Consider the following 15,533-nt stretch of genomic DNA (forward strand, 5'->3'; position numbering starts at 1 on the left):
TGTTTATTATAATCAATATGTAGATTCATAATACTTTGTCATAAGTTTAGATTTCTAACTTTAAATAGGGGAAGAGAAGACTGCTTTATAATGAAATTATAGAATATGGTTATAAATTTAAAATGCTATTTTAAGATTAAAAGTATATTGAATTTTTAAAAAGTGATATATTAATTACATAAGAAGATAAAAATACTGTAAAAGCTAATTATTTTTAATTAACTTTTACAGTATTTATTACTATAGCTTAGAAATTTAATCTATTTCATATATATTTTTTATAAAGAACATTAATGCAGCACTAATGGCTATTTCGTTATCTTTAAATATTCCACCCTTTATTATTTCTACTTTTGTTGAAATATCTTTATTTCTTTTAGACAATGCTTCTTTTACCATATCAAAAAAAATATCAATATTTCTTATAATAGGGCCATTTAAAATAATTATATCTGGATGAAGTAAATTTATATAATTATATATGCCAATAGCAAGAGCTGATGAAGCTTCCTTTATTACAGATATACAAAGAGAATCTTCTTTATTAGCTTTGGCACATATATCACTAAAGGATATGCTACCAGAAGTGTTTATTTTAAAATCTAAATTATTTAGTTTACATAAATTCATATATTTTTTAGTGATTGCAGGAATAGAAGAATATGTAGCTACACAGCCATAATTACCACATTCACATTTATCACCTTGGAAGTTAACTATTTGATGGGAAAAGGAATCAGCCCTATCAATTTTACCTCTTAAAATTATTCCATTACTTATGAAACCAGAAGCTAATTTAGTTCCACAATTAAAATAGGCAATATTTTTATCACCCTTACCATTACCTAGAAGGTATTCACCTAAAACAGCGGTATTAACACCATTATCAATTAGTACTGGTAAATGAAACATATTTTCTAAAGTCTTTTTTAATGGAAAGCCACACCAACTTTTATTATTGAAGTATTCTATATTGCCATAGGTTCCATCTTCCATATTAATAGGGCCAATACTTCCAACACCTATGCCTATAAGATTTTCTTTTTTTATATTTAAGTTTAATATGTGTTTATCTACTATCAATTTTATTCTATTTATTGCATCTTCAGGTAAACTATTAGGTTTTAATGGGAACTTTTCTTGAACTAACATTTTCATTTTTAAGTTAGTAATTACTATATTAGTTCTAGTGCCAGATATATCAATACCTATAAGATAAAAGTTTTCATCATCTAGGCTATATATTCTTGGCTTTCGTCCACCTGTAGATTCAGCTTCACCTACAACTTTAACTATCTTTCGCTCCAATAAGGAATCCATCATTCTATTTAGAGTGGTTAATTTCACATCATATTTTTTTATGATATCATTTTTTGTCATAGTTTCATTTTCTACTAATAGTTTTAAAATTGTTTTTTCTCCATCACTAAATTTGCCTAAAAAACTGTTCATAATTAATGCTGTTCTCCTCTCAGCTTTGATATAAAACCTTAGATTTTCTATTAGTCTTTTTAAATAAAATAACAATTCAAAGATATAATAAATAGTTTGCTTTAGACAAGGTAATACAAACCGCTGAAATTAGAATATGTTGACACAGTATTATGCAAAACACATTATCATATCGGCTAGCTATTTTTTAAAGATGTCTTATAAAACATAAAATAGAAAAATTCCTAAAAAACCAGATACTAATATTATTGTAATAGGATTTAGATTTTTTTTAAAGATTAAATACATAGCTAAAATGGAGATTATTGCCGTAAAACAGTTTTCTATTGAAATTATTTGTCCATTTCCATAAGTTTCTTTCCCAATACAGTAGGCCGCTGAAATTATCATTGCAATTACAATAGGTTTAATGAAATATAATATGTGATCTATAAATTTATTAAATCTTTTATTTTTCATCAGTCTTGATAAAAGTATGGCAAATAAAAATGACGGAAGTATTACTCCTAATGTAGATACTAAACTTCCTAAAAATCCAAACACATTATAACCAACAAAAGTGGCTGAGTTTATTGAAAGTGATCCAGGAGTCATTTCAGCTATTCCTATCATACTAAAAAAATCTTTAGTAGTTATCCAATGATATTTCTCTATTACATTTTGTATTAGAGGAATCATAGAATATCCTCCACCAAAGCTAAGCAAACCGATTTTAATAAAATTAAATAAAAGTGTTAATAATCTTGTCAAGAAAATCCCCCCCTTTTTCTATAGCATTTCTTCTAAAAAAGAAAACTTTAATGTTTTATAGCAAAGCTGAAAGAACCAATGATTATGCCTATAAAAATTATTATCATTGGATTTATGTGAAATAGTATCATAGAGATAAGAGAAATAATCAATATAATCCAATTCAATTTATCTTCAATGGACTCTTTTCTTAAAGATATTGCGGAAAAAAGAATTAATGAAATGATGGCACTTTGTACTCCATGAAGAAAGGCTTGTATACTTCCTAATTGAGCAATGTTAGTAAAAAATAAACTAATGATTAATATAATTATGAATGATGGTAAGACTACACCTAAAGTTGCTATAATAGATCCTTCCAATTGTAAAATTTTATATCCAATCAAGGTTGCTGAATTAATTGTTACTGAGCCTGGAAGGGTTTGGCCTAAGGATAATAAATCACTAATTTCTTTTTTTGTTAGCCATTTATTTTTATTAACTACTTCTTTTTCAATTAAAGGAATCATTGAATAACCACCACCAAAGGTAAAAATTCCTATTTTGAAAAAAGTAAAAAACATTTGTAATTTCTCTCTTAAACTTAAACGTTTTTCTTTCATAAAATCACCACTTTCAACCAAAAATATATAAAGTTTAAGATTTTAATTATATTATATTAAATACACTATATGTTTGTGACTAATATTATATAATCTTTTAACCGAAATGGCAATAAGTTATAAGAATTTTTATACAATTAAGAAATATTATTAAAAAATAGCTATAATGTTCCATAAGTTAAAGACTTAAATTTAATATATTTTAGTATCAGGTTTTCTTTTATAAGAAATTAATAGGAGAATTGGTGAAAATCCACTAGGCTTACCGTTACTATAAAGATTACGAAGCTTTAAGTATATCACTAGAATTTTTCTGGGATGATAAAGAAGTAGATTAAAACTAAGCCAGAAGACATACATAAGGCTAGTTAAATCTTTTGGAGGAAAAGATAACACTATAATAAATTAATAAATATAGGGACTTATGGTTCTATATGTTTTTAAAATAGTGTTTAAATGTGTCTATTTGGAGCTTTTTTATTATATATTGAAAGCCATCTGCTATTAAGGTGAGTTCTGAAAAACTTTAGTAATGAGTAGGACAAAAAAGACCTTCTTTTGTTAAAATAGAAATGGTTTCGTAAGCTAAGTATAAATGCAAAAGAAGGTCATTCAAAATGGAGAGTAATAGTTTATTACATACAAAGTGGAGCTGCAAATACCATATAGTATTCACGCCAAAATTCAGAAGGGAAAAAACATATAGGAAAAAAGCAGAAATAGGGAAGAGATTAAGAGAATTATGTGAATAGAAAAGTGCTGAAATAATAGAAGTAAATACACGTATAGATCATATACATATGCTAGTTTTAATTCTAACAAAAAAGAATGCATCAAATTTTATAGGATTTCTTAAAGGGAAAAGTAGTTTAATGATATTTAAGAAATTTGCAAATTTAAAATATAGATATAGAAATAGTCACTTTTAGTATAGATAGTTTTATGTAGATATAGTAGAGAGTAATAAAGCTACAATAGAAGAATATATAAAAATCCGCAAAAAGAAGATATAATGTCAGATTAAATAAGTATAAGAGAATATATGCCCCTTTTAATGGTAACAAGTAATAAAAGATGAGCTGGTGGAATAATAAAAGCGCCTTAAGGCGCAATGCTAGTAAAATGTCCTTACTTATAGGACCATAGAAATACCACCAGCTAAGCTGGTGGATTCTTATTAAAATATCTTTATAATACTTTTGATAGAAAATCTTTAGTTCGTGGATGCTTTGGGTTTTCAAAAACTTCCTTTGGAGTTCCTTTTTCAACAATATTCCCACCATCAATAAAGAAAATTCTGTCTCCAACTTCTTTTGCGAATCTCATTTCATGAGTAACTATTACCATAGTCATTCCTTCTTTTGCTAAGTCTTTCATAACATTTAGAACTTCTCCTACCATTTCTGGATCAAGAGCAGAGGTAGGTTCATCAAAGAGCATGACCTCAGGTTCCATGGCTAAAGCTCTAGCTATGGCAATTCTTTGCTTTTGTCCTCCAGATAATGAAGATGGGTAGGCTTTAGCCTTATCCTTTAAACCCACTTTTTCTAGTAAAGCCATTGCTTTCTTTTCGGCTTCTTCCTTGCTTAAGCCCTGTACATTAATTGGTGATAGAGTTATGTTATCCAATACGGTTTTGTGAGGAAAGAGATTAAATTGTTGAAACACCATACCCATTTTTTCTCTTATTTTATCTATATTAATTTTTTTATCCGTTATTTCTGTGGATTTAAATGTTATTGTTCCAGCAGTAGGCGCTTCAAGTAGGTTTAAGCATCTTAAAAATGTGCTTTTTCCTGAGCCGCTAGGTCCTATAACCACAACTACTTCACCTTTTTCTATAGTCTCATCTATACCTTTAAGAACTTCATGGTGTCCAAAGTGTTTTTCTAATCCTTTAATGGTTATCACTTATCTTCATCCTCCTCTCAATTACTCCTAGTAATTTTGATAAAGTAAATGTTAATACAAAATAAATAATTGCAACAACAATTAATGGTTCGAAAGGTTGAGCGGTGTTTCCTCTTACTGTATCTGCTTTATACATAAGCTCACCGATTCCTATAACAGATACTATTGAAGATTCCTTTATTATTGTTATAAATTCGTTACCTAGTGCAGGTAATATATTCTTTAAAGCTTGAGGCATTATTATTAGTCTCATAGTTAAAGAATTTGACATACCTAAACTCCTTGCAGCTTCTTTTTGACCCTTATCTACAGCATCTATACCAGCTCGTACAATTTCTGCAATATAGGCAGCACTATTTAAAGATAAGGTTATTATCGCTGCTACCATATCAGGAAAATGAATACCTAATGAAGGTAATCCATAATAGACTATGTATAACTGAACTAATATTGGAGTTCCTCTTACGATTTCTATATAAGAAGATGAGATAAATTTTAAAAAATTATTTTTACTAAGTTTCATAAGGCTTAATATAGAGCCTAAAATTGTACCAAACACAACAGTAAAAAATGCCAGTATTATTGTAAATTTTGTTCCTTCTATAAAGAAAGGATAATATTTGCTTAAAAATCCAAAATCCAAAATGTCTTCCTCCTTTCAAAAGTTCTATAGTAGCAATTATTCGACCATTTTATTTGCTTCAACAATAAACTCAGATATTTTTCCTTCTTTTATAAGTCTATTTAAAGTTTTATTTATTTCTTCTATAAAATCTGCTTCACCTTTTTTAACTGCAATAGCTGCACCTAAGTCTTCCTCTGTTTTAAATTCACAAGTTGTCATTGCTAAATCAGGATTTCTTTCAGTATAAAATTCACCAACTGGTAATTCTATGGCAACTGCATCTACTTTATTGTTTTTAAGTTCCATTATTAAATCAGTGATTTTACTTAAACCTTTAAGATCTGCATCTTTTATTTGAGATGTAGCAAATTGTTGTTGTATGGAACCTTTTTGTACCCCTATCTTTTTACCAGCTAAACTATCTAAATCTGGGTATTTATCTTTATCTTCTTTTCTAACTATTATTCCATGCTGTGCTTTATAATAGATATCTGAAAAATCAACGCTCTCTTTTCTTTCCTCTGAAGGATTCATGCTAGCAAGAGCCATATCTATTTTACTAGTTTTAAGAGCAGGCAATAATCCATCAAAGCTCATATCACTAATTTTTAATTCAACGCCTAAATCTTTTGCAATTTCTTTTGCTATTGTTATGTCAAAGCCTACAATTTCATCCTTACCGTTTATTTCTTTATGAAATTCATAAGGTGGGTAATCGGCACTTGTACCAATAACCAGTTTCTTAGATTCCTTAACTTTCTCTAAAATGGATACTGTTTCTGTATCAGATTCTTTTTTAGTGCATCCTATTAGAGTAAATGTCATTGCACCTACCATAGTTGCTACTATAAATTTTTTAAATAAATTTTTATTCATTTTTAATCCCCCTAAATCAATTTTTACGTTGAGTATAATTATACATATATTTATTATAAATATGCAATACTTTTTTAAAAAAACTTTTAAAAATTGATTTTTGGCACAAAAAAGGGCTATTTTATACGGTTTTCAAGAAAAAATTCAGAAAATAATTTATATTTTAATAATATTTATACATATTATTCATAATTCTATACATTTATTATATTAGATAATTTAATTATAATTTTTATTTTAATCATATTTATATTGAAAATTTATATCTTATTTTTAGTATATTTTAGGAATTTCTCAAATAATTAAATTTATAGGTAGCTTAAATGGAATTTCATTTATGATGTAATATTTGACAATGATTATATTTACTTATAATATGAGGTTGTAAAATTCAATAATTGTTTATTTATAAAATAGTAAAAAATATTATTTGGGAGATAAAATATGAATAGTGAAAGTTTAGAGGAAATATTACATTCAATTAAAGATAACAAATTATCTTTAATTTTAGCTTCAACAAAAGATTGTGGAGTTTGTATTTCTATAGATCCAAGGGTACAATATTTAGTGAATAAATATCCTAATATAAATTATAAACATATATTTATTGACTCAATGATAAAAGCAAGTGGAAAATTTACCATATTTACAGTACCAACTATAATTATGTTTGCACAAGGTAAGGAAATTCATAGAGAAAGTAGATTTATTAACTTTGAGAACTTAGAGTTTGAAATTTCAAGATGGTATGATTATTTATTTAATTAATATTTTTATAAAGTTCTATTTAAATTTAGTTATAAGGGGAAATAGTATATAAACTATAATTTATAGCTCAATATAGCTGCACCTTTAAATATTTCAATTCACAGCTTTAATCAATGGACAATTGTGATGGAAAATAGTTTAATTAAACTATTTTCTTTAATAGACTTTTTTACTAGCAATATAATTGCTAGTTTTTTTACCTCTGGGGAACAGTAGTGAAGCCCTGAAAGGGTTCTCTTGAGGTGCAGTATATCTTGGAGCAAGAATCAATAAATTTAACTAATACTATGGAGAGACTATAGGAATTAAGTATTAAATATGAAGAATTTAAGTGGAATTTAATTCTTTAATTGTGAATTTCCCATTGTAAATTGAAAAAGTTGTGTTTTAAAATAGTTTATAGTAGAATATCATATAAATATAAGCAATTAAGTAAAAAATTACTACCGTTATTACCGTGTTTATCGGAGTTTTATTGTGAGTGAAGCTTTTATAAATATGTAAATACTGGCTTAAGGAGGAGGATATTTTGATAAAACCTAGAAAATTAAAAGAGGGGTCTCGTATAGCAATTATATCACCATCCAATGGTTTACCATTTTTGTTTCCAGATATTTATGAGCTTGGCTTGAAGAATTTAAGAGATATATTAGGGTTTGAAGTAGTTGAAATGAAAACTGCTAGAATGTCACCGGAAGATCTTTATAACAATCCAAGGCTAAGAGCAGAAGATATAAACAATGCTTTTAAAGATGACAGTATTGATGGAATCATAACATCTATAGGTGGATATGAATCTGTCAGAATTTTAAAATATTTAGATAAAGATTTAATAATAAATAATCCTAAATTTATTATGGGATTTTCAGATGCCACTACCTTTTTAACTTATTTAAATCAGTTAGGTATGATTACTTTTTATGGACCTTCAGTTATGGCAGGATTTGCCCAATTAGAAAACCTTCCAAAATCTTATATAAATCATATTAAAGCAATATTGTTTGAGGGAATAATACCTTATTCATATAGACCTTATGAAAAATGGGTAGATGGTTATAAAGATTGGAGAAATAAAGATACAATAGGGCAATGCACAGAATTTAATGATAATAAAGAGGGGTGGAGATTTTTACAAGGAAAAGAAGTTACGGAAGGTAGATTATGGGGAGGGTGTATTGAGGTTTTAGAATTTTTAAAATCAACAGACTATTGGCCAAGTAAAGAGTTTTGGCATGATAAAATCTTATTTTTTGAAACTTCAGAGGAGAAGCCTTCTCCAAGCCAAGTTGGATTCATGTTAAGAAATTATGGTATTCAAGGAATATTTGATAAAGCAAAAGCTATAATTTTTGGTAGAGCTAAAGATTATTCACAAGAAGAAAAAGAAGAACTTAATAATATTATATTAAGAGTTATTAGAGATGAGTTTAAGAATAGTTACATGCCAATAGTTGTAGATGTAGATTTTGGACATACTGATCCTAAAGTAATTTTACCTATAGGAACTAGTATTAGATTAAATCCTAATACTAATGAAATTACTTTAATAGAAAGTCCATTTCAGTCATAAACATATATTAAGATATTTAAAAGTCGTAAATCTTTTTAAGGTATATTGAAAAATAAATGCTAAATATATTCGTATATTTTACTAATTGTTTTCTTTATATACTTAAGTAAAGATATTGATTTCAAAGCATATAAATGTATTTAAATAGGAGGTAATTATGAATAAAGAATTTTTTGTAAAAAATAGAAAGAACCTTAGTGAAAAATTAGAAGATAATTCAGTTTTAGTACTTTTCGCTGGAGATGCTCCATATAAGTCTGCAGATGACAAGTACCCATTTGTACAAAATAGGAACTTTAACTATATAGCTGGTTTCCCAAGAGAAAAAGCTATATTTATGTTAGTGAAACAAGATGGACAAGTATCAGAAAGCCTTTTTATAGAGAGGCAAGACCCTGTTATGGCTAGATGGATTGGAGAAAAGTTATCTATAGAAGAATCTAAAGAGCTAACTGGTATAGAAAATATTAAGTATTTAGATCAATTCCATGAATCTTTCGGTAGAATTGGTGGAGATATGATTATTGAAAATATATATTTGGATCTTGAAAGACAAGAATATAATATGGTCAATAGTGAAGGAGTAAATTTCGCAAAGGAAGTTTTAGAAAGATATCCATTTTTTAAAGTGAAAAATGTATTTGATTATATTGCTAATTTAAGAGTTATAAAATCTGAGGAAGAAATCGAACTCATTAAAAAAGCTATTAATATAACTAAAGAAGGAATATATAACATGATGTCAAATGCTAGAGCAGGCATGATGGAATATGAACTTGAGGCATGTTTTGATTATACTTTAAGAAAAAATGGAGTTAGGGATACGGCTTTTAATACCATAATAGGATCAGGAAAAAATGGTACAGTACTTCATTATGTAGAGAATAACTGTAAAGTTCAAGATGAAACTTTAGTTTTACTTGATTTAGGTGCACAATATGAACTTTATAATGGGGATATTTCTCGTACTTTTCCTATAAATGGTAAATTTACTGAAAGGCAAAAATCTGTTTATGATGTAGTGTTAAGAGCTCAAAAAGCTATTGAAGCAGCTGTAAAACCAGGAGTTATGTGGAAGGATATAAATGAGTTATCTAAAAAAGAACTTGCAAAAGGATGCAAAGAACTTGGATTGATAAAAGAAGATAATGAATTATCGAATTATTATTTCCACTCCTTTGGACATTTTTTAGGATTAGACACTCATGATGTTGGACATTATAATATTCCACTACAACCAGGTATGATTTTAACCAATGAGCCAGGTCTTTATATTTCAGAAGAAGGCATTGGAATTAGAATAGAGGATGACTTACTTGTGACAGAAGATGGCTGCATAAATCTATCTAAAGACATTATAAAAGAAATAGATGAAATAGAAGAATTTATGACAAAAAATAAAAGATAATAAGAGATAAAAATAAAGTATAAAATCGGCTTACTTACGGTAAGCCGATTTTATATTTACATATTAAGCTATATTTTTATTTTTAACATAATAATATACAGGTAATCCTAATAAGGTTATTATACTTCCATAAATTGCAAAAGAAGTGTTAGTTATCAATGTACTTATTATTATATAACTACTTCCAACTATTCCTACAAGAGGGATTATAGGATAAAGAGGTACGCGATAAGGTCTCTCTATATCCTTAAATTTACTTCTTAAGATAAATATTCCTGCAACACCCATAGTAAAGAATATCCATAGTACAAACATTACTAAATCAGTAAGCATATTAAAAGAACCTGATAAAACATAAAGACAAGATAAAAATCCTTGGAATATAAAGGCATTTGTTGGAGTTCCAAACTTAGTATTTATTTTGCCGAAAAATGAACTGAAAGGTGTTAGATTATCTTGAGCCATAGCAAAAGGAATTCTTACACCGGTCATCATGTATCCATTTAAAGCACCAAAGATAGAAACAAATATACCGATAGAAATAAATTTAGCCCCATTATTTCNNTTATTTCCGAATAAAACCATTGCAGCATCAGAAGCTGGTTTTTCTGAAGTTATAACCGCTTCTATTGGTATTATTTTAATTAATGCTAGGTTTATAAGTGCATAAACTATAATTGTTATAGATAATCCTAATATAATAGATTTTGGAAGATCTTTTTTAGGGTTTTTTAGTTCTCCTGCCATATTTCCTACACTAATCCATCCATCATAAGCCCAAAGGGTACCTAATATAGCTGCACCAAAACCAGATACACTACTTGAATCTCCTAGATTAAAGCTAAAACTTTGAGCTGTTCCTTTCATAAAGCCAAGTACTATTATAATTATAATCGGCAAAAGCTTTGCTACAGTTACTATTCCTTGAATTTTACTTCCTAACTTTGTAGAAATTATATTAACTATTGTAAGAAATATTATAAATCCCATGGCTAATAGCTTTTGAGAAGTACTGCTTAAATTAATAAAATCTGTAGCTTGAGTTGATAATACAATAGCTAAGGCTGCAACTGCTCCAGGCAGGTAAACAACAGTTTGTACCCAGCCAAATAAAAATGCCCATTTTTCTCCATAAAGCTCTTTAAGATACACGAATAACCCGCCGGTTTTAGGGATAGCTGCTGCAATTTCTGCAATGGTTAGGCCTGACGCCATAGCTATTATTCCTCCTGATACCCAAGCTAATATACCTAATAATGGTGAACCAGCATTTTTAAAAACTATAGCAGGTTTGAAAAAAATACCTGAACCTATAACCATACCTAATACAATAGTTATGGCATCAAATAATCCAAGTTCTTTTTTTAAGACTTTTTCATTTGAATTCTCCATCAATTTTCATCCTTTCTAAGTATATAAATTATAATATTTTACGAAAATATTATTATATTGATTCTTTTGTACATATTTAAAAAGTTTGCCCATATATAAGTTTACTATTATATATAAAAACTTCTTATAATTATGTATATTCAAAAATAACTAGTGAAGACTGAGATATGTTTTATGCTACTTAATATATTCTATAAAAATTTATTATGACTAACATATTATATCATTAAATTTATTTAAATAAAGGAAATATTGTGTAGATTGGACTAGTTATTTATATTTTATTTTATATAGGGTAAAATTTATATGATTATTTAGGAAAAATCTAGCTTAAGAACATAATATTATGGCCATCATTTCAAGGTTGTAATAATCTTAAGTAATAATGAAATATATTTAAATTTTGATTATTTATAATCAGTCTTATTGAATTTTTATTTTTGATATAATATTTCGAATAGGGTGAATAATTTTACAATACTGGTTTACATTGTCTATTCCTATTGATTATGGTAAATTTATTCTAGGATTAAACATGTTTAAACCAAATTTTTCATTAAATAACAAAATTTAATTGAATGTTTCTAATGATAGAAAAGAGTTATTAGAAACATGTAAAATAATTAAGGCATTTTTAAAAAATATTTAATCAATGTTCAAGTATATATTTACAAAATACTGCATTATAAGAAACAGTAAATAGAATGACTATATTAATACTATTTGTGAAAAAGGATGAAATTATATCGGCTTATACATTAAGTCTTAAGGCGGTTATAAAAGTGGATTTTAATATACTTAAAATCTTTGATTAATTAATTTTTTTACATGTCTAATAAAAAAGTATTCTTGTGGGAAATATATTTTTACATGAATAAAATTAAGTAAAAATATTATTATATGAAATGTTTTTACATAAGAGGAGAATGATATTATGGGTAACAGCGAAGCTAAAAGGCTTACATGGCAAAATCTTGCGCTAATGGCCTTTGTTACAGTATGGGGTTTTGGTAATGTTGTTAACAATTTTGCTAACCAAGGATTAAAGGTAATAGTATCTTGGATATTAATTATAGGATTATATTTTGTGCCTTATGTTTTAATGGTAGGAGAGTTAGGAGCTACTTTTAAAGAAAGTAATTCAGGTGTAAGTGGATGGATTGACGCTACTATGGGTAAAAAATTAGCTTATCTAGCTGGATGGACTTATTGGGTTGTGCATATACCTTATTTAGCACAAAAGCCTCAATCAGTATTAATAGCATTAGGTTGGGGAGTATCACAAAGCGGAGATTTCATTAAAGGAATTAATCCACTAACATTGCAATTAATATCACTAGTAGTGTTCTTAGTATTTTTATGGATTGCTTCAAGAGGAATTACATCTTTAAAAAGAATAGGAACTTTAGCAGGTACTTCAATATTTGTAATGTCATTATTATATATATTATTAGTAATTGCAGCACCTGGAATGAGAGGAATTAAGCCTGCAACAACAAATATAACCTTTAGTTCAGTTATGCCAGAATTTAATTTTGCATATTTTACTACATTATCAATGTTAGTTTTTGCAGTTGGTGGTGCGGAAAAATTATCACCATATGTAAATAATACTAAAAATCCATCAAAAGATTTTCCAAGAGGAATGATAGTTCTTGCAATAATGGTAGCAGTATCAGCATTATTAGGTTCATTTGCAATGTCAATAATGTTTGATGCAAACAACATTCCTGCAGATTTAAAGATGAATGGCCAATATTATGCCTTTAAAATGTTGGGAGAATATTATGGAGTAGGAAACTTCTTCTTAATTCTATATGCTCTTGCTAATATGACTGGTCAAATTTCTGCATTAGTATTTTCAATAGATGCACCATTAAAAGTATTATTAGGAGATGCAAATTCAGAGTATATACCAAAGTCATTAACTAAAACTAACAAATATGGTGCACCAATAAATGGATATAAAGTCACAGCAATTTTAGTTAGTATTCTAATAATAATACCTGCACTTGGTATTGGTGATATGAATACTTTATTCAACTGGTTATTAGACCTAAACTCAATAGTTATGCCACTAAGATATTTATGGGTATTCTTAGCGTATATGTTTTTAAGGAAAAAATATACAGAAAAGTATCCTTCAGAATATAGATTTATAAAAAATTCTAAGGTAGCCTATGGTGTTGGATTATGGTGTTTTGTCTTTACTGCTTTTGCATGCATTATGGGTATGTTCCCAAAGGGATTAGAAGCTTTTACATCAGAATGGTATTTTCAAATATCACTTAATATATTAACACCTTTTGTTCTTATAGGATTAGGGTTAATACTACCTTTTATTGCTAAGAGGAAAAATAATATATCAGAACTTTAAAAAATATTTTTAATTATTGAATATTATTACAGAGAGTATAATTTATGAGTCCATCTATTTTATATGAATTTAAGTTTTATAATAAATATTTTATTAGAAACTTAAAATCTTTAAATAGGTGGACTTTAATTTTATATATTTTATAAAAAATTAACAATTTATTAAAAAGTTGATTTGAAGAAAATTTACAAATTTACAAATATAGGAACTAATAAATATAAATTTAATATTAATATAATAAAGATTTAATAGTTTCTAGGGAGGATTTGTAATGACTACATTTTTGCTTTATGGAGCTGTAATTGTACTTTATTTGATTTCTTTTTTAAAAGATAAGAAGAAAACAAAAAGTGCATTATTGATAGGAATAAAGTCCTTTGAAAATATAATGCCACAGTTTTTAGGAATTATATTTATAGTAGGGATTATACTTACTATATTATCACCGGAGAACATATCATCTATTATTGGTGAAGAATCTGGAATCATTGGTGTGATAACTGCAGCTATAATAGGTTCATTAACTTTAGTACCTACATTTGTAGCTTTTTCTACAGCAGCATTACTTTTAGAAAATGGAGCAGGTTATACTCAAGTTACAGCATTAATTTCTGCTTTCATGTTTGTTGGAATATTTACTTTTACTATGGAAGCAAAGTTTATAGGTAAAAAGGCAACAGCAGTTAGAAATATAATTTATTTTGTTTATTCTATAGTAAGTGCATTTATTGTAGGGACTATGATGAGGTGATTTTATGAAATGGCTAAAACGATATTCTTTTTTTATAATAATATTAATTATAACTTTAATAATAACTTTACTTGACTTTAATAAGGGTCAAAATATAGGGTTAATAGCACTGGATTCCTTTAAACAAATGCTAGCAGTATTGCCACCTATAATGCTATTATTAGGACTTTTAGATATTTGGGTTCCTAGAGAAACCATGATAAAATATATGGGAAACAACTCAGGAATTTTAGGAGTAGTCCTTGCTATATTATTAGGCTCATTAGCAGCAGGACCTGTATATGCAGCCTTTCCTATAACTGCTGTATTTATTAAAAAAGGAGCTAAATTTAGTAACATAATGGTCTTTATGGGAGCTTGGTGTACTACAAAAATACCAACATTTTTATTTGAATTATCAGCACTTGGATATAAATATAGTTTTACTAGACTTTTAGTAAATTTACCTAGTATTATATTTTTAGCATACTTAATAGAAAGGATATTAAGTAAAAATGATTTAGAAGAAATTTATAACAAATTTAAAGAATGAAGCATTATATAGATATGCTTCATTCTTTTTGTATGAAATGAATTGTTTTTCATTGCTTTAAAATTAATATGAAAAATTATTTAATAAAATAAATTGAAACGTATTGCATTATAGTAGAAAATATTAAAGTTGTTTTCTATAAAGGACATGGTGCATATTTTTAAAGTTATATAATTGTTCCTTAGTTATCTCTTCTATAGTATTGATTTTAATAACATTGTGTATAGTTCCTATCCTAAGTTTAGCATCCCCTAAATCTCTTGCTAGCATTATTCCACAATAAACTGCTACATCACTATTTATATTAAATAAAAACATTTTTAATTGATCTATTGGAACGACATCTTTCTTTAAAAATTCATCATCAAACTCAACTTCGCTATCTAATGAAATTAACCCGTCTCTTACAATATGCTTATCCCATCCCTTATACTCACACAGTCTGCCCCATAAGCCTAGATTAATAAGATTTTTAACAGTTAATTTTATCATCATAATTCTCACTCCTTACTTATAATT

The 15,533-nt window shown here is 27.2% G+C and carries 14 protein-coding genes, 1 pseudogene and 1 riboswitch; of the genes and pseudogenes, 7 read left to right on the forward strand and 8 right to left on the reverse strand.

From position 1 onward, the window contains the following. Positions 1-255 precede the first annotated feature (255 nt). From B3603_RS15165 to B3603_RS15175, 3 genes are all read right to left on the reverse strand, one after another. Complete coding sequence (locus B3603_RS15165) at positions 256-1,452, reverse strand: ROK family protein (RefSeq protein ID WP_291566420.1); 1,197 nt, start codon at positions 1,450-1,452, stop codon at positions 256-258. A gap of 198 nt (positions 1,453-1,650) precedes the next feature. Beyond that, the gene (locus B3603_RS15170; RefSeq protein WP_291566422.1) at positions 1,651-2,202 is read right to left on the reverse strand and encodes a chromate transporter; all 552 of its coding nucleotides are present in this window, start codon (positions 2,200-2,202) and stop codon (positions 1,651-1,653) included. A gap of 47 nt (positions 2,203-2,249) precedes the next feature. Continuing rightward, positions 2,250-2,804, reverse strand: a complete 555-nt coding sequence (locus tag B3603_RS15175) for a chromate transporter (protein ID WP_291566424.1) — start codon at positions 2,802-2,804, stop codon at positions 2,250-2,252. Positions 2,805-2,997: 193 nt separating this feature from the next. Next, positions 2,998-3,180, forward strand: a riboswitch (cobalamin riboswitch). Between the two features lie 241 nt (positions 3,181-3,421). On the opposite strand from B3603_RS15175, the pseudogene tnpA reads away from it, so the two are divergent. After that, positions 3,422-3,872, forward strand: a pseudogene (gene tnpA / locus B3603_RS15180) (IS200/IS605 family transposase). Positions 3,873-3,992: 120 nt separating this feature from the next. Here tnpA and B3603_RS15185 read toward each other — a convergent pair. The 3 genes from B3603_RS15185 to B3603_RS15195 are packed head-to-tail and all read right to left on the reverse strand — an operon-like array spanning position 3,993 to position 6,216. Continuing rightward, positions 3,993-4,715, reverse strand: a complete 723-nt coding sequence (locus B3603_RS15185; protein ID WP_291566426.1) for an amino acid ABC transporter ATP-binding protein — start codon at positions 4,713-4,715, stop codon at positions 3,993-3,995. Further along, complete coding sequence (locus tag B3603_RS15190) at positions 4,702-5,358, reverse strand: amino acid ABC transporter permease (protein WP_291566427.1); 657 nt, start codon at positions 5,356-5,358, stop codon at positions 4,702-4,704. Before B3603_RS15190 ends, B3603_RS15185 begins: the two co-directional genes overlap by 14 nt. Positions 5,359-5,394: 36 nt before the next feature. After that, a complete protein-coding gene (locus B3603_RS15195) occupies positions 5,395-6,216 on the reverse strand; it encodes an ABC transporter substrate-binding protein (protein WP_291566429.1) in 822 nt (273 codons plus the stop codon). A gap of 444 nt (positions 6,217-6,660) precedes the next feature. Between B3603_RS15195 and B3603_RS15200 the strand changes: the two genes are divergently transcribed. The 3 genes from B3603_RS15200 (at position 6,661) to B3603_RS15210 (ending at position 9,962) form a co-directional block, all read left to right on the forward strand. After that, positions 6,661-6,984 (forward strand): thioredoxin family protein, encoded by a 324-nt coding sequence (locus B3603_RS15200; RefSeq protein WP_291566431.1) that lies wholly within the window; start codon positions 6,661-6,663, stop codon positions 6,982-6,984. A gap of 529 nt (positions 6,985-7,513) precedes the next feature. Next, a complete protein-coding gene (locus B3603_RS15205; RefSeq protein WP_291566433.1) occupies positions 7,514-8,554 on the forward strand; it encodes a S66 family peptidase in 1,041 nt (346 codons plus the stop codon). 157 nt (positions 8,555-8,711) lie between these two features. After that, positions 8,712-9,962 carry an aminopeptidase P family protein gene (locus B3603_RS15210; RefSeq protein ID WP_291566435.1) on the forward strand — a complete coding sequence of 417 codons (1,251 nt, stop codon included), beginning with the start codon at positions 8,712-8,714 and terminating at the stop codon, positions 9,960-9,962. A gap of 63 nt (positions 9,963-10,025) precedes the next feature. Here the strand turns inward: B3603_RS15210 and B3603_RS15215 are convergent, their stop codons facing one another. Continuing rightward, complete coding sequence (locus B3603_RS15215) at positions 10,026-11,354, reverse strand: APC family permease (RefSeq protein WP_291566437.1); 1,329 nt, start codon at positions 11,352-11,354, stop codon at positions 10,026-10,028. A gap of 934 nt (positions 11,355-12,288) precedes the next feature. Between B3603_RS15215 and B3603_RS15220 the strand changes: the two genes are divergently transcribed. The 3 genes from B3603_RS15220 (at position 12,289) to B3603_RS15230 (ending at position 15,014) form a co-directional block, all read left to right on the forward strand. After that, on the forward strand, positions 12,289-13,731 hold the full coding sequence (locus B3603_RS15220) for an amino acid permease (RefSeq protein WP_291566440.1): 1,443 nt from the start codon (positions 12,289-12,291) through the stop codon (positions 13,729-13,731). Positions 13,732-14,002: 271 nt separating this feature from the next. Beyond that, entirely contained in the window at positions 14,003-14,482 is a 480-nt protein-coding gene (locus B3603_RS15225) for a permease (RefSeq protein WP_291566442.1), read from the forward strand. A 4-nt stretch (positions 14,483-14,486) separates the two neighbouring features. Further along, positions 14,487-15,014: a permease gene (locus tag B3603_RS15230; RefSeq protein WP_291566444.1), complete on the forward strand. Its 528-nt coding sequence runs from the start codon at positions 14,487-14,489 to the stop codon at positions 15,012-15,014. Positions 15,015-15,137: 123 nt separating this feature from the next. Here the strand turns inward: B3603_RS15230 and B3603_RS15235 are convergent, their stop codons facing one another. After that, a complete protein-coding gene (locus B3603_RS15235; protein ID WP_291566446.1) occupies positions 15,138-15,509 on the reverse strand; it encodes a hypothetical protein in 372 nt (123 codons plus the stop codon). Positions 15,510-15,533 lie beyond the last annotated feature (24 nt).

It is taken from the genome of Clostridium sp. UBA2485, assembly GCF_002341865.1.
Taxonomy (GTDB): Bacteria; Bacillota; Clostridia; order Clostridiales; family Clostridiaceae; genus Clostridium_J.